Annotated in this window: 15 protein-coding genes and 1 pseudogene; 10 read left to right on the plus strand and 6 right to left on the minus strand. The window is 63.0% G+C overall.

The genetic code is table 11. From position 1 onward, the window contains the following. Positions 1 to 17: 17 nt before the first annotated feature. The 4 genes from ACO07C_RS21390 to secA form a co-directional block, all read right to left on the minus strand. Complete coding sequence (locus ACO07C_RS21390) at positions 18 to 1,298, minus strand: GNAT family N-acetyltransferase (protein ID WP_421916148.1); 1,281 nt, start codon at positions 1,296 to 1,298, stop codon at positions 18 to 20. After that, positions 1,299 to 2,699: a lipopolysaccharide biosynthesis protein gene (locus ACO07C_RS21395; RefSeq protein ID WP_421916149.1), complete on the minus strand. Its 1,401-nt coding sequence runs from the start codon at positions 2,697 to 2,699 to the stop codon at positions 1,299 to 1,301. A 119-nt stretch (positions 2,700 to 2,818) separates the two neighbouring features. After that, a complete protein-coding gene (locus ACO07C_RS21400; protein ID WP_421916150.1) occupies positions 2,819 to 3,556 on the minus strand; it encodes a hypothetical protein in 738 nt (245 codons plus the stop codon). Between the two features lie 330 nt (positions 3,557 to 3,886). Then, a complete protein-coding gene (gene secA / locus ACO07C_RS21405; protein ID WP_421916151.1) occupies positions 3,887 to 6,619 on the minus strand; it encodes a preprotein translocase subunit SecA in 2,733 nt (910 codons plus the stop codon). Positions 6,620 to 6,882: 263 nt separating this feature from the next. On the opposite strand from secA, the gene ACO07C_RS21410 reads away from it, so the two are divergent. Beyond that, positions 6,883 to 7,806, plus strand: coding sequence for a peptidylprolyl isomerase (locus ACO07C_RS21410; RefSeq protein ID WP_421916152.1), 924 nt, complete (start codon positions 6,883 to 6,885; stop codon positions 7,804 to 7,806). A gap of 68 nt (positions 7,807 to 7,874) precedes the next feature. Here ACO07C_RS21410 and ACO07C_RS21415 read toward each other — a convergent pair. Then, positions 7,875 to 8,137, minus strand: a pseudogene (locus ACO07C_RS21415) (helix-turn-helix domain-containing protein); the annotation flags it as partial. Positions 8,138 to 8,368: 231 nt separating this feature from the next. Here ACO07C_RS21415 and argJ point away from each other — a divergent pair. From argJ to ACO07C_RS21440, 5 genes are all read left to right on the plus strand, one after another. Beyond that, complete coding sequence (gene argJ, locus ACO07C_RS21420) at positions 8,369 to 9,610, plus strand: bifunctional glutamate N-acetyltransferase/amino-acid acetyltransferase ArgJ (RefSeq protein ID WP_421916153.1); 1,242 nt, start codon at positions 8,369 to 8,371, stop codon at positions 9,608 to 9,610. Positions 9,611 to 9,615: 5 nt separating this feature from the next. Then, a complete protein-coding gene (locus ACO07C_RS21425; RefSeq protein ID WP_421916154.1) occupies positions 9,616 to 10,392 on the plus strand; it encodes a GNAT family N-acetyltransferase in 777 nt (258 codons plus the stop codon). 8 nt (positions 10,393 to 10,400) lie between these two features. Further along, on the plus strand, positions 10,401 to 10,823 hold the full coding sequence (gene mutT, locus ACO07C_RS21430; RefSeq protein WP_421916155.1) for an 8-oxo-dGTP diphosphatase MutT: 423 nt from the start codon (positions 10,401 to 10,403) through the stop codon (positions 10,821 to 10,823). Positions 10,824 to 10,950: 127 nt separating this feature from the next. Further along, the gene (locus ACO07C_RS21435) at positions 10,951 to 11,268 is read left to right on the plus strand and encodes a hypothetical protein (RefSeq protein WP_421916156.1); all 318 of its coding nucleotides are present in this window, start codon (positions 10,951 to 10,953) and stop codon (positions 11,266 to 11,268) included. Positions 11,269 to 11,377: 109 nt separating this feature from the next. Beyond that, the gene (locus ACO07C_RS21440) at positions 11,378 to 11,557 is read left to right on the plus strand and encodes a Flp family type IVb pilin (RefSeq protein ID WP_421916157.1); all 180 of its coding nucleotides are present in this window, start codon (positions 11,378 to 11,380) and stop codon (positions 11,555 to 11,557) included. A 15-nt stretch (positions 11,558 to 11,572) separates the two neighbouring features. On the opposite strand, the gene ACO07C_RS21445 is transcribed toward ACO07C_RS21440, so the two are convergent. Then, positions 11,573 to 12,445 carry a methyltransferase domain-containing protein gene (locus ACO07C_RS21445; protein ID WP_421916158.1) on the minus strand — a complete coding sequence of 291 codons (873 nt, stop codon included), beginning with the start codon at positions 12,443 to 12,445 and terminating at the stop codon, positions 11,573 to 11,575. A gap of 63 nt (positions 12,446 to 12,508) precedes the next feature. Between ACO07C_RS21445 and ACO07C_RS21450 the strand changes: the two genes are divergently transcribed. The 4 genes from ACO07C_RS21450 to ACO07C_RS21465 are packed head-to-tail and all read left to right on the plus strand — an operon-like array spanning position 12,509 to position 14,909. After that, a complete protein-coding gene (locus ACO07C_RS21450; RefSeq protein ID WP_421916159.1) occupies positions 12,509 to 13,309 on the plus strand; it encodes a ComF family protein in 801 nt (266 codons plus the stop codon). A 43-nt stretch (positions 13,310 to 13,352) separates the two neighbouring features. Then, positions 13,353 to 13,622: a glutaredoxin 3 gene (gene grxC / locus ACO07C_RS21455; protein WP_421916160.1), complete on the plus strand. Its 270-nt coding sequence runs from the start codon at positions 13,353 to 13,355 to the stop codon at positions 13,620 to 13,622. Positions 13,623 to 13,632: 10 nt separating this feature from the next. Then, positions 13,633 to 14,487, plus strand: coding sequence for a carbon-nitrogen hydrolase family protein (locus ACO07C_RS21460; protein WP_421916161.1), 855 nt, complete (start codon positions 13,633 to 13,635; stop codon positions 14,485 to 14,487). Continuing rightward, positions 14,484 to 14,909 (plus strand): DUF1178 family protein, encoded by a 426-nt coding sequence (locus tag ACO07C_RS21465; RefSeq protein ID WP_421916162.1) that lies wholly within the window; start codon positions 14,484 to 14,486, stop codon positions 14,907 to 14,909. Before ACO07C_RS21460 ends, ACO07C_RS21465 begins: the two co-directional genes overlap by 4 nt. The last annotated feature ends 169 nt before the right edge of the window (positions 14,910 to 15,078 follow it).

Here is a 15,078-nt window from a genome sequence, read left to right on the forward strand (position 1 = left end):
GAATCCGCGGACCCGTTCTAACGCCTTCCCAGCAAACTCCGCATGCGGTTGCGCAATAGGCGGGCCATGTTGCGGGTCTCGCGGTAGAGGTGAAGCTGCGACGCTGCCTGGCGGGCAGGGCGGTCGGCGTCGGGCGTCAGCCCGATGACGAGCGTGCCCATCGGCTTGCGCTCCGTCCACAGCCGGCTCATCACCGGGTGATCAGGCACGGCGCAGGAATCGGTCATGTCGATGTTGGGATCGTCCAGATGCTGCCTGGTCACCTCGATCATCAGCAGGGTGCCCGGCGAATATGCCGATAGCGTCTCGTCATAGGCCGTCTTCCAGGTGTAGGCGACACCGGCTTCGACGAAGACAATCAGGCAGGCGACGGTGCGGCCGTCGAGCGTCAGGGAATGGATGCGGCACATATCGTGCTCGGCCAACCGATGCACGGCCTCGCGGGCGAAGGCGGCGCGATAGCGATCGATCGCCATGGCGGTACGTTCGCGGCCCTTCCATCCCGCCGCTTCCAGCGTCAGGAAGTTCTCGATGGCGTGACGGATCTCGTCAGGCCCGCGTGCGACGACATGTTCCAGCTGTCCATGGTCGGCAAGGCGTCGCTTCAGCCGGCGAAACTCGCGATAGTGGTGCGAGCGCAACGAGGCTTTCAGGTAGTCCTCGCCATCGAGCTCGCTTTCCAGCACCGGCCGCTCGGCCTTCCCCGTGGTGACGAGCGTCAGTCCCCGTGTCTCGGCCACCGTGGCGAGCACGCTTGCCACCGGGCCGTCGAGCCGCACGTCCGGCAGGACGAACACTTTCGGCAGCTTGAGATGTGGCCTCGACAGCATCGAGAAGAAGTCCTCGACGACGCCGACCGGGTCGTCACGGTCGACCAGCGGGGTACCGAGCGGACCAAACGGGCTCGACCATGTGCGCATGACGGGGACGCCGAGCGGCACAGCCGGCCGTTCAACCGAGAACGGCACCAGCAAGCGCAGCCGGTTGCGGTATTCGTCGCCATCGCGAATGACAGCCAGCCGTACCTCGCGGTCTTCCAGCCGAGGCATGGCCGGCGCCAGGAAACGCGGGTTGAAGAAGACGTTGGGCTCGACCGAGCGGGCGCAGAGATAATCGAGTTCCTCGACCAGATCGAAGCCGGCGGATGCCGGATACACTGCCAGTTTCCGCTCGGGCCGGTTGTTGGCGAGGATTTCGATATGGGCGGGATCAGCCTCGCGGACGAGACCTGCCAGTCCCGACACCATCGCGCCGGCCGGGCCGCCGCTGGTTTCCTCGAGCAATGGGATGGCGACCATTCAAGCGTCTCCCTTGGCGGGCACGAAGATGAGCATGACGATGCCGAGCTTGCGCCACACGGTGAAGGACAGCGCGCTGGCCTCGAACATCATCGCGAAGGCGGTCGACATTGCTGCCCCCCACAGACCGAAATGCGGGATCAGCACCACGTTGAGGCCGATATTGAAGGCCAGGGTCATGGCGTAGACCGCGGCGCAGATGTTCTGATTGCCGCTCATGGTGAGCAGGCTTTCACAGGGGCCGACGGCGGCGCGGGCGACGACGCCGAAGACCAGCAGGTACAGAAGCGGGTAGCCGGCCGCGAATTCGGGGCCAAAAAGCGTCAGCATCGGCTTGCCAAGCGCGAGCACCAGCAGAGCCATGGCAAGCGAGGGCCAGAACGTCCACGACACCGTCTCGCGTGCAAAGGCGGCGAGTTTTTCGGGCTCGCCATGTGTGAACTGCGCATAGCGTTGGGCAACGCCGGCCTTGACGGAAAAGTAGACGAAATGGACGAGAGCCAGTGTCTTGACCGTGGCAAAATAGACGGCGACGTCGTTGGGATCCATATAGGCGCCGACCATGAGCACATCGGCGTTGGTGAGGAGAAAGAAAAAGCTTTCGACCAGGAAGATCGGCAGCGACACGACGAACCATTCGGCGAAATGAACCTTCATCGGTCCGGCCGGGACCAGCCTTTCCATGCGCGTTGTGACGCCGACGAGTTGGCCGAGCGTGGTGGCATAAGTGGCGGCGATCGAGGCGAATATCGCCGTCTTGGCGTCGGGCGCATAGCCCATCAGCAGCATCAGCGCCATGAAAGCGAGGATCAGCACCGGTCGTATGAGATAGGTGGGCGACAGGGCGAACAACGCCCAGCTGTTCGCCCTGGCCTGGCCCTGCAGCAGGTCCGACAGCGCGATCATAGGCAGGCAGATGACGCCGAGCACGAATGGCACGATGTAGTAGCTTTCGAGCCATGGCGAGGACAGCCAAACGCCGAGTGCGCCCAGGCCCGCGATCACTGTCGAGGCCACCAGCACGAACTGCCTGCTGGCAACCACGATGCCGCGCAACTCGTCCATCAGGCCGCGCTCTCGATATTCGGGAATGAAGCGGATGACGGACGTGTGGAAGCCCAGGCAGGCGAGGTTGCCGACGATGACCATCGTCACCCAGACCAGGACGAAGATGCCGTATTCGAAGGATCCCATCCAGCGCGCCATCAGCACCTGGCTGACGAAAGCGATGACGGCGCTGATGATGCGGATGGAGAAGGCGATGAGCGACATGCGGCCGGCTTCGCCGCGCTCGTCGGCGGTGAACAGCACGGCATCGATGCGCCCAAGCAGCGGACTTATGCGCAGCGCCAAACGCTGCGGCAGAAACCGCCCGGCTGTCGTTGCCGCGGAAAAGCGCACCCACAAGTCTCCGATTTCCGCCTCTTTCCAGCCCTTGGGTCTATCGAAAACACATTAAGAAACGGTTGGGTGGGCCGTCCCTGCCGTTTTGGGGATCGCGGTGCCGTCGTAAAGAATTCCTAGGGCGTACTCACCAGCCGCCCGTCGACCCCGCCGAGGTATCTGTCCCAGATATAGTCGCTCAAAAGCTGGCGATGTTCGGCTCCGCGATGATGGCGCGTGTTCGTCTGTTGCGCGTAGGAGGAGCCGCCGACATGGAACATCTTTCCGTCGAACAGCTCATGTTCGCCCGTCGCTCCGCCGAAGGTGACAGGGATAAAGCTCATCTCGACGGCCGCGACATCCTTTTCTGTGAGATGCGAGTAGAGCGGCTGCCAGTTTCCGCCCCCTGTATCGAGCCCGAGCTCCATCCGAGGCGTGAAGTCCATGGCGATATTCTCGACCGCGGAGAACCGAAAGAAGCAGAACCCTCCCCAAAGGCACCATTGGCGATCATTGCTTCTCGCCTTGTAGCGGAAGTTTTCCGTCGGAGCGGACTTCAGGCCGAACACTTTCTTGCCTTCCATGCGCGCGGGCATGTCGAAAGGCGCGGTAGGGAAACAATCGTGGTCGATGAAGCCGAACAATTCCGGCCGGACGTGTCTCACAATATTGTCGAAGACCCAGTTCACAGCCGTCCCGTGAGAACGGGACCAATGGCGTTCGCGATTCCAGGGCAGGCTGAAATAAGGCACTCCGCGCTGCCGGCAGATGTCTTCGATCGACTTTCGGGCTGCCTCGTTCGACGAATTGTCGATCACGACAAGAAGCATTCCCGTCGGGTGGAGCTGCCATGCCTTGGTCAGTGCGTCGATCACCCAGGGCGTGTTGAAGGCGATGGTGAAGCAAAGCCGGCCCGCGCCCGATGACCGCAACATTGTCGCGAACTCACGCGCTCTCGCGGCACCCTGTGCGCGAAAATATCGATAGAAAAGCCTGTCCCTTGCAAACTTGAGACGGCCGACGATGCGATTCCTGCTGATCGCGTCGGCTATTTTCCTGGGCATATTTCCTGCCAGACGCCCCCGTCCGTGCCCGAGATGATGTTCGCAACATGATTAGCCGACCGGCCAGCGGTCCGCTAATTTATCTTGAAGTGCCTATCGACCTGACGGGAACATCTCATCAGGGCAAAAAGGAGGCGCTGCTTACGCAAACGCCCCGTGGCAGTGCTTGTACTTCTTGCCGGAACCGCAAGGGCAGGCCTCGTTGCGGCCGACCTTGCCCCAAGTCGCCTGATTGTTGGGGTCGCGGTCCTCGGGAGCGACAATGGCGGCGGTTTCCGGACGGACCAGAAGGGCGGTATTGCCTTCCTCGAAGTCGTTCTCGCCGGTGGTGCCATCGATATGCATGCCGAACATGTCGGGCGCCTCCGGTGGCGGGGCTTCGGCTGCCTGGCGGACCAGTTCGACGCGCATCAGCTGCGCGGTGACCGCCTGACGCAGATTGCCCAGCATAGCCTGGAACAGCTCGAACGCCTCGCTCTTGTATTCCTGCAGCGGGTCACGCTGGGCGTAGCCACGGAAGCCGACGACCGAGCGCAGATGGTCGAGGTTGACGATGTGCTCGCGCCACAGATGATCGAGCGTCTGCAGCACGACAGAGCGTTCGACGTAGGTCATCACCTCGGGGCCAAAGCGCTCCGCGCGTTCCTTGGCGGCGACTTCCGCGGCTTCGGTTATGCGCTCGCGGATGTCGTCCTCGGCGATGCCTTCTTCCTTGACCCAGTCCTCGACCGGCAGGTCGAGGTTCAGGAATTCGGCGACCTCCGCCTTGAGGCCGGCGACGTTCCATTGCTCGGCATAAGCATTTTCAGGGATGTTCTTGGCGACGATTTCCTCGATGACGCCCTGGCGCATCTCGGCGATCGTCTCGGTGAGGCCTTCGCCGTCCATCAGTTCGATGCGCTGCTCGAACACCACCTTGCGCTGGTCGTTCGACACGTCGTCGTATTTGAGCAGGTTCTTGCGGATGTCGAAGTTGCGCGCCTCGACCTTCATCTGCGCCTTTTCCAGCGCCTTGTTGATCCACGGGTGGATGATCGCCTCGTCTTCCTTGAGGCCGAGCTTCTGCAGCATGCCGTCCATGCGCTCGGAGCCAAAGATGCGCATCAGGTCATCCTGCAAAGACAGGAAGAATTTCGATCGGCCGGGGTCGCCCTGACGGCCGGAACGGCCACGCAACTGGTTGTCGATACGGCGCGATTCGTGACGCTCGGTGGCGAGCACGTAGAGGCCGCCGGCAGCCAGCGCCTTTTCCTTCAGGCGCTCGATGTCGGCATGGATCTCCTTCTCGCGCGCCTCGCGCTCGGGGCCGGCCGGCATGTCGCCCAGTTCGTCGGCAATGCGCATCTCGGCGTTGCCGCCGAGCTTGATGTCGGTGCCGCGGCCGGCCATGTTGGTGGCGATGGTGATGGCGCCGGGCTTGCCGGCCTGGGCGACGATAGCCGCCTCGCGCTCATGGTGGCGGGCGTTCAGCACTTCGAAATCGGTGAAGCCTTCCTTGCGCAGACGCTCGGCCAACTGCTCGGATTTTTCGATCGAGGTCGTGCCGACGAGCGTCGGCTGGCCCTTGGCGCTGGCCTCGCGGATCTCCCTGACGATCGCCTTGTATTTCTCCTCGACCGTCCGGTAGACCTCGTCGTCCTCGTCCTTGCGGATGACCGGCAGGTTGGTCGGAATCTCGGTGACGTCGAGATTGTAGATATTGCCGAACTCCTCAGCCTCGGTCAGGGCCGTGCCGGTCATGCCGGAGAGCTTCTTGTAGAGGCGGAAATAGTTCTGGAAGGTGACTGACGCCAGCGTCTGGTTCTCGGGCTGGATCGCCACATGCTCCTTGGCTTCCAGCGCCTGGTGCAGACCTTCGGAATAGCGGCGGCCTGGCATCATGCGGCCCGTGAACTCGTCGATGATGACGATCTCGCCGTTGCGGACGATGTAATCCTTGTCGCGCTGGAACAGCCGGTGCGCCTTCAGCGCATTGTTGACGTGGTGCACGATGGCGACGTTCTCGACGTCGTAGAGCGACTCGCCCTTGAGCAGATTGGCATCGCTAAGCATGTTCTCAAGCTTCTCGGTGCCTTCCTCGGTGAAGATCGAGGTCTTCTGCTTTTCGTCGATCTCATAGTCCTGCGGCTGAAGCTGGATGATGAAGGTATCGATGGTGTTGTACATTTCCGAACGGTCCTCGAGCGGACCGGAAATGATGAGCGGCGTGCGGGCTTCATCGACCAGGATGGAGTCGACCTCGTCGACGATCGCATAATTGTGACCGCGCTGCACCATCTGCGCGCGCTCGTACTTCATGTTGTCGCGCAGATAGTCGAAGCCGAGCTCGTTGTTGGTGGCGTAGGTGACGTCCGCGGCGTAGGCGGCGCTGCGCTCCTCGTCCGACAGTCCGTGGACGATGACGCCGACCGAGAGGCCGAGGAACTTGTAGACGCGGCCCATCCATTCGGAGTCGCGGGTGGCGAGATAGTCGTTGACGGTGACGACGTGGACGCCCTTGCCGGCGAGAGCGTTGAGATAGACCGGCAGCGTCGCGACCAGGGTCTTGCCCTCGCCAGTACGCATTTCGGCGATGCCGCCATTGTGCAGCACCATGCCGCCGATCAACTGGACGTCGAAGGGGCGCATGCCCAGCACGCGACGGGCCGCTTCGCGGGCGGTGGCGAAGGCCGGGATCAGAAGGTCGTCAAGGCTGGCGCCGTTGGCGATATCCTGGCGAAACTTTTCCGTGCGACCGGCGAGTTCCGCGTCGGAAAGCGCACGCATCTCGTTTTCCATGGCGTTGATCGCCTCGACACGGGGCCGGGTCGATTTGACCCGACGGTCGTTGGAAGAGCCGAAAACCTTACGCGCCAGAGCGCCGAGACTGACCATCCAATGGTCCTTTCGATAGCATTCGTATCATCAAGACGAGTGCCGGACGGCCTCGTCACATCCGCGTGAACGCGCCGCCTGAACACGGGCAAACACAAAAAGCGCCCGGAAAACGGTTCTGGACGCAAAGTCGTTGGACAGATAAGAGGGGGCTGAACTGATGTCAACGCCGCGCTCGTCCTGCCGTGCGCGCCAAATTCCGCCATAATCTGGCTGATCTGGAAACCATTCCTCCTCAACAATCCCCCACCGGAGTCATCTTCATGTCCCTATTGTTCCGCCGCGCGTCGCTTGCCAGCCTTGGTCTGGCATTCGGGCTGTCGGCTTTTTCGCTGTCGCCTGTCATGGCGCAGGAAGCCGCTCCCGCCCCGGCCGATGCCGCAGCAGCGCCTGCCGCCGCGGCGCCGGTCGACCCGAATGCCGTGGTTGCCACGATCAACGGCCAGCCGCTGACCGAGGCGGACCTTGTGCTTGCCGAGGGCGAGCTGTCGCAGCAGTTCGCGCAGCTGCCGCCCGAACAGCGCCGTGCCGCGGCACTGTCGGCAGCCATCGAAATCCGTGTCATGGCGGCCCAGGCCGTCACCACCGGTCTCGACAAGGATACTGACTTCCAGCGCCGCATGGCGTTCCTGCAGCAGCGCGCCCTGCATGGCGAGATGGTCGAGAAGGGCGTCGTCGACAAGGTCACTGATGCCGAGGTTCGCGCCCGCTACGACCAGGAAATCGCCAACACGCCGCCCGCCAACGAGGTGCATGCCCGTCACATCCTCGTGAAGACGAAGGAAGAGGCCGACGCCATCATCAAGCAACTCGACGGCGGCGCCGACTTCCAGAAACTCGCCAACGAACACACCAGCGACCCGAGCGGCAAGACCAATGGCGGCGATCTCGGCTGGTTCGGCCCCGGCCAGATGGTGCCGGAATTCGACAAGGCGGTCTTTGCGCTGGAGGTCGGAAAATACACCGAGCAGCCGGTGCAGTCGCAGTTCGGCTGGCACGTCATCAAGGTAGAGGACAAGCGCACCAAGCAGCCGCCGGCATTTGATGATGTCAAGGACCAGGCCAAACAGGCTGTCATCCGCGACAAGTATTTCGCGCTGGTCAAGTCGCTGCGCGCCGAAGCCAAGGTGGAAATCCCCGACGCGAACCTGAAGAAGGCCGTCGATACGCTGGAAAGCGCCAAGTAGGCCAATAGGTCCTGAAGGGCGCGGCGAGCGGTTTGCTTGCCGCGCCCTTTTGTTTTTCGGCGTCCCTGATCATCCTCGAGCCTTCCCGTATCGGGGACAGCTACGCGTTTCTGGCGCTGATAAACCTCAGCAGCAGCGCGGCCTTGCTTGGCCACCAGCGATAGATCGTCGGCTTTCCTGCTCGTGCCCGCCGCGCCACCGCCTCGATCGAAAAACCGGAATAGCCTGCTTCGGCCAGCACCGCCTCGGCGGCATCGAGAATGGCGCCCGCACTGGCGGGATTGCGCCGGGCGCCGATCGATTTGCGTCCCCGACCCGCGCCGTCAGCCATTCCGCATCCTCGTCAACGAATCTGGTTGGCGACAATAACACGGACTTTTGCCGGGACGAACCCGGCCGCCCTGTCGGCGCACCGTGACAATCAGGCAGCGATGCCGATACTTTCGCGGCAAACAAGTCGCCAGCAGGCGTTCATACCGCGGCCACGAAAACGCCTTGCGCCGGCGCGTGGTATCGGGCAAACCGGCCTTCTGCTTGCGTTTTTTTGCTGCCCGAGGTCCTTATGTCCACATCGATTTCGCCGCTTGCGCCGAAGAAATATGCCAAAATGCCGGCCATTGAAGGCGTGCGTATCGCCACCGCGGAGGCGGGGATCAAGTACAAGAACCGCACCGATCTGCTTGCCATGGTCTTTGATGCCGGCACTGCTGTCGCGGGTGTCTTCACCAAGTCGAAATGCCCATCGGCGCCGGTCGATTTCTGCCGCCAGAACCTTGGCGGAGGCAAGGCGCGCGTGCTCGTCGTCAATTCGGGCAACGCCAACGCCTTCACCGGCAGGAAGGGGCGCGAATCCACGGCAATGACGGGCGATGCGGCGGCAAAGGCGGCCGGCTGCACGGCTGGCGAGGTGTTCCTTGCCTCCACCGGCGTCATCGGCGAACCGCTCGACACCAGCAAATTCAGCCATCTGCTCGCCGGACTGGTCAAGGACGGCAAGCCAGACCTATGGACCGAGGCGGCCAAGGCGATCATGACCACCGACACCTATCCGAAGGTGGCGACCGCGACGGTCGAGCTTGGCGATACCGACGTCACCATCAACGGCATCGCCAAGGGCGCCGGCATGATCGCGCCCGACATGGCGACGATGCTTTCCTTCATTGCCACCGACGCGCCGATCGCGGCTCCCGTACTGCAGGATCTTTTGTCGCGCGGCACGGCCAAGACCTTCAATGCGGTGACCGTCGACAGTGATACCTCGACGAGCGACACGCTGCTGATCTTTGCAACGGGAGCGGCCGCCAAACGCGGCGCGCCGGCGATCAGCGATCCCAAGGATGCGCGCCTCGGCGCGTTCAGGCGGGCGCTCGGCAAGGTGCTGAAATCGCTGGCGCTGCAAGTGGTGCGCGATGGCGAGGGCGCCCGCAAGCAGGTCGAAGTCACCGTCACCGGCGCGAAGTCGGCAAGGTCGGCAAAGCGCATCGCGCTGTCGATCGCCAATTCGCCGCTGGTCAAGACGGCGGTCGCCGGCGAGGACGCCAATTGGGGACGCGTGGTCATGGCCGTCGGCAAGGCGGGCGAACCGGCCGATCGCGACCGGTTGTCGATCTGGTTCGGCGACAACCGTCTGGCGCATGAGGGTGAGCGCGATCCCGCTTATTCCGAGGAAGCGACATCGGCCTATATGAAGCGCGACGACATACGCATCCGCGCCGATCTCGGTATCGGCCGCGGCAAGGCAACGGTGTGGACCTGCGACCTCACAAAGGAATATGTCACCATCAACGGTGACTATCGGAGCTGACGGCATTGGTTTCCAGGCATCCGGCAAGTGTCCTCGCGATCGTGCGCCGCTACGAAGCGGCGGGCTTTCGCGCATGGCCTGCCGCCGCGGTCCACTATGACGGAACCTGGGTGGTGCGGCTGACTGCCGGTCATTCGGCCAAACGCCTGAATTCGGTCAACCCGCTCGATCCCGGGGATATCCAGCACATCGCCGAACGCATCGGCCGCGCCAGCCGCCGTTTCGAAGCCTATGGCAGGCCACTGACCTTCCGCATCTCTCCGCTCTCCGGCCCTGATCTCTCCAAACATCTCGACAAGGAAGGCTGGAGCAGCTTTGCCGAATCGCTGGTGATGCGGTTGCCGCTGGCGGACGCCCAGCTCGATGCCGCGATGGATCAGATTCCACTCAAGGACATCAGCCGCTTCATCGGCGCCGCCCTCAAGGTCAGCGGTTCCGATGTGTCGTTGCGGCCTGGCCTGTCGGAGATCATTGGCGCGATCCAGCCGGAGGCCGGGTTGTTTGCTCTCGAGCAAGGCGCCGAGCCGCTGGCCACGCTGATCTGCGTGCATGACGGCGATCTCGCGGGGCTGTTCGAAGTGGCGACCGAGAAGTCGGTGCGTAACCGGGGCCACGGCCGCCAACTGATCCTGTCGGCGTTGAAATGGGCCCGGTTGCGCGGCGCGCGGGAAGCCTGGCTGCAGGTCGAGGCGAACAATGCGCCCGCATTGGCGCTCTACCGGTCGCTCGGCTTCGATGAAGTCTATCGCTACCACTATCGCCAGCCGCCTGTTCTTGAGTGAAATCGGGCATGAATGACGTGAAGCTCGCGGGCAAGCGCCTGCTCCTCGTGGCCGCCTGCGCACTCGTCGATGCCGACGGGCGTGTCCTTCTCGCGCAGCGGCCTGAAGGCAAGCAACTGGCTGGCCTGTGGGAGTTCCCCGGCGGCAAGGTCGAGCCTGGCGAGACGCCGGAACAATGCATCATCCGTGAACTGCAGGAAGAGATCGGCATCGAGACCGAAATCCCGTGCCTGGCGCCGCTCACCTTCGCCAGCCATTCCTACGACGATTTCCATCTGCTGATGCCGCTGTTCGTCTGCCGCCGCTTTCGCGGCATTGCGCAGCCCAGGGAAGGGCAGGCGCTGAAATGGGTTCGGCCAAAGCAGATGCGCGACTATCCCATGCCTCCGGCCGACGCGCCGCTGATCCCCTTCCTCATCGATCTTCTCTGAGACGCACCTCATTGCGGGCCCACGGATTCGGGCCGGCAAAAGCTTCGGGCCGATAGCACGAGCATTAATGGAAGATTTATCTAGCTGTGAAAATTTGAGGGAAAGCCTATTCGCTGGGAGCGACAGCATGAGCCTTGACAGGGATTGGGACTCGATCCGGCCCGAGCGTGGTTTTCGTGCCGCCGATGCCGGCATGGGCATATTGCGCATCACACTGCTGTTCGGCTCGGCCGCGGTGGCGCTGGCCTTGATCGCGACGCCTTTCCTCGACAGCCAGACCCGCTCGATATCGGCGCGGGACACCTTTGCCGGCGGCATCGATACGATGACGACCGGCTCGATCAGCCACAGGGACGTCTACACGCTGCGCCGGAGCGTGCTGCAGCCGCTGCCCAGTTCCGTGTGCGTGATCCGCGACAACGGTATCACCAGCGGCGACTGCTGATAGTTAACGGTTTTCAATGAAAGAGCCTGTTTCATAGCCTGTTAAGTCTGTCCCGTTAACCTTTCTTAACGGGTCCGGGCTATGGTCCCCACAAGAGGGGTCGACGACCATGAAGACACTGTTGCAACGATTTGCGAAAGATGAAACGGGCGCGACAGCTATCGAGTATGGCTTGATCGTCGCCGTGCTGTCGCTTGCCATCGTTGGCGGTATCGGCCAGGCGTTCAACGCGGTTCAGTGGCTGTTCAGCGACAACAACAGCCGGCTCGCGAACGCCTTCGCCCACTGACCGCGAGACACGCGCTCAGCGGCGGTCGGGGTCTTCCAATATCTTCGCCAGCGACATTTTCGCGGTGCCGGGCTTCAGCGGCTTCTGTTGCGAGGCGTCAGGCGCCCAGCCCGACATCCATACGATCGAAAAACTGGCCCTGATGCGGCCGTCGGCGTCCGAAAACCGCTCGGCGTAGATTTCAGCGGCGCGGGAAAACAACCGTCGAGTGCCTGGGCGCCTGCTGCGGTCGAGGAGTGCCGTGGTTTCGCCCATGGCCCGCAGGTCGGCCATCAGATCAAACAGCGTTGCATAGCGCACGGTCACGGTCTCGACGTCGGCAACCGGCAAGGCGAAACCGGCGCGTTGCAGGAGCGCGCCGGCATCACGCACATCGGTGAAGGGGAGGACGCGGGGGCTGGCGCCGCCGTAGATTTCCGTCTCGGCCGCCAGCAGGCTTTCGCGCAGTTCGGAAAGCGTGCCGGCGCCGGCGAAGGCACCAAGGAAGAGGCCGTCCGGCTTCAGCGCGCGGCGGATCTGGATCAGCATGCCGGGGATGTCGTTCATAGCCTGCAGCGACAGCAGCGAAACTGCCAGATCGAGGCTTTCCGGTTCAAACGGCACCGTCTCCGGCAGCGCCACCTGTCCCGTCGCGTCGCCGAGGAATACCGCGTCGCTTTCGACACGTGTGACATGACCCGCCTTGCCGCTTTCGGTGATCGTGTCTGTTGCAGCTTGCGTCTGGCAAAACAGCGCCGCCGCCTTGCCGAACTTGCGCTCCACCGCACCAAGCCGGTCGGCAAGGTCTTCCGCCGTACGTTGCATGAGGAAATCGGCGCCGGCGACCGGATGGGTCAGTGCACGGCGTTTATGCGCCAGCCAAAGAGACGTATCGAGCATGGGCTGCAATGGGCAGGTCCTTGTTTGTCCGCGCTTCGATATAGTGGTTAAGTGGCGCGAAAGACCAACCACGTGGCCGATCCGATGCCAGATATCAAGCAGATCGAAATCAGGAACCTTGCCCGAACAGCACTGGGCTGGCCGGCGCGGCTGTTGTTTCCACCGGTCTGCGCGGGATGCCGCCGCCATGTCTCGCAGCCTGGCGTGCTGTGCGGCGGCTGCTGGCCGAAACTGCGTCTGCTGGAGCGGCCATGGTGCCCGGTGATGGGAACACCCTTCACCCATCACATGGGCGAGGCGTTCCTGTCGGCCGAGGCCATCGCCGACCCGCCGCCCTTCGAGCGGGCACGGGCCGCCGTCGCCTATTCCGGCGTCGCCCGCCAGATGGTCCAAGGGCTCAAATATCAGGACCGCACGGATCTCGCGCCGTGGATGGCGCGCTGGATGGTGCGCGCCGGCGCCGAACTGATCGCCGATGCCGATGTGGTCGTGCCGGTGCCGTTGCATTGGCGGCGGTTTTTCAAGCGGAAGTTCAACCAGTCGGCGGAACTGGCAAGGGCGGTTTCGCAGCTCAGTGGCGTCGCCTTCGTTCCGTCCGCGATGCGGCGTGTGAAACCAACCCGCCAGCAGGTCGGACTGGAACGAAAGGACCGCGAGGAGAATGTGCGCGCCGCCTTCCGCGTGCCAAATGAAGCCGAGATCGAGATCGCCGGCCGCAGGGTGCTGCTGGTCGACGATGTCTATACAACCGGCGCCACCCTTCGCGCCGCCACCAAGGCATTGAAAAAGGGTGGTGCCGGCGCGGTCGACGTCCTTACCTTCGCACGTGTGCTGCCGGGGGACTTTCGGGCCGATGAGTCCACGACTATATAAGTCGGCAACAGACGTTCAGCCGGAAGAGACTGCGGAATTCATCATGGTCGATGTCACCATCTATACGCGTATGATGTGCGGCTATTGCGCGGCAGCCAAGAGGCTGCTCGAGCGCAAGGGCGTCGCCTACACCGAGCACGACGCCTCCTTCTCGCCGGAGCTGCGCCAGGAAATGATTTCGCGTGCCCATGGCCGCTCGACCTTTCCGCAGATATTCATAGGCGATACGCATGTCGGCGGCTGCGACGACCTCCACGAGTTGGAGGCCGAAGGCCAGCTGGACAAACTGCTCGCCAATGGCTCGACGATTTGAGGATATGACGATGGGTGTTTTCAAGGCCGCTGCCGTTCAGATGCGCTCCGGCGAGAACCCGCAGCGCAATGCGGCGGATATGGAACGGTTGGTGCGCCAGGCGGCTGGCCAGGGCGCGACCTACATCCAGACGCCGGAAATGACCGGAGCGCTGACCCGCGACAAGAAGGCCGTCGTCTCCGAGGACAAGGATGTCATCGTTTCGACCGCCCGCGAGCTGGCGAGCGAACTCGGCGTCTTCCTCCATATCGGCTCGACCGCCATCCTGCGCGCCGACGGCAAGATCGCCAACCGGGCGTTCCTCTTCGGTCCCGATGGCGCGACGCTTGCCACCTACGACAAGATCCACATGTTCGATGTCGATCTCGACAATGGCGAGAGCTGGCGCGAGTCCGCTTCCTATGAGCCGGGCACCCGGGCCGCGGTCACCGAGATCAACGGTACGAAGCTCGGTTTTGCCGTTTGCTACGATCTGCGCTTTCCGCAACTGTTCCGTGCCGAGGCGCTGGCCGGCGCGCAAGTGCTTACGGTGCCCGCCGCCTTCACCCGCCAGACCGGCGAGGCGCACTGGCATGTGCTGCTCAGGGCGCGCGCCATCGAGAACGGCGCCTATGTCATTGCCGCGGCGCAAGGCGGCGTGCACGAGGATGGCCGCGAGACCTATGGCCATTCGATGATCGTCGATCCCTGGGGCCGCATCATCGCCGAAGTCCCTGGTGATGAGCCAGGCGTGATTGTCGCCGAGGTCGATACGGATCAATCGACCGCCGCGCGCAAGAAAATCCCCAATCTCAAGAACGCCCGGGACTTCACCGTGGATGCCGGGTCGGCGGACGCGCCGTTGCTGCGGGGCGCGGCATCTTGATACGCTTCTCCCTCATTTGCGAACACGATCACGAATTCGAGGGCTGGTTTCGCAGCAACGAAGATTTCGACACCCAGAAGAAGCGTGGCTTTGTCGATTGCCCAGCCTGCGGCTCGCACAAGGTGCAGAAGGCCTTGATGGCGCCGGCGGTCTCGACCGCACGCAAGCAGGAAAAGATCGCCTTGGCCATGGGCGAGGCACAGAAGCAGGCTTTGGCGCAATTGAAGGCGATGGCCGAGAAGGTGCGCGAAAACGCTGACTATGTCGGCGACAAGTTCGCCGAGGAAGCACGAAAAATCCATTTCGGCGAGAGCGATGCGCGCGGCATCTATGGCGAGGCGACGCTTGAAGAGGCCAAGAGCCTTGCCGAGGACGGCATCGAGTTCATGCCGATCCCGAGTTTTCCTGAGGACCGGAACTGATCCGGGCTGCCCGGTCGGCAACCGCTTCACGCTTTTCCCGGAATTCCCCTAGAGCCTGTTCCATCCCGATAGAATCGGGATGGGGCTCTATTTGTTTGTTTGAGCATGATGTCTGGACAAACGGGAACCGTTTGTCCGCGAAAACCGGCGTCCACTTTCCGGATCATGC

The sequence above is a fragment of the Mesorhizobium sp. genome (assembly GCF_965229135.1).
Taxonomy (GTDB): Bacteria; Pseudomonadota; Alphaproteobacteria; order Rhizobiales; family Rhizobiaceae; genus Mesorhizobium.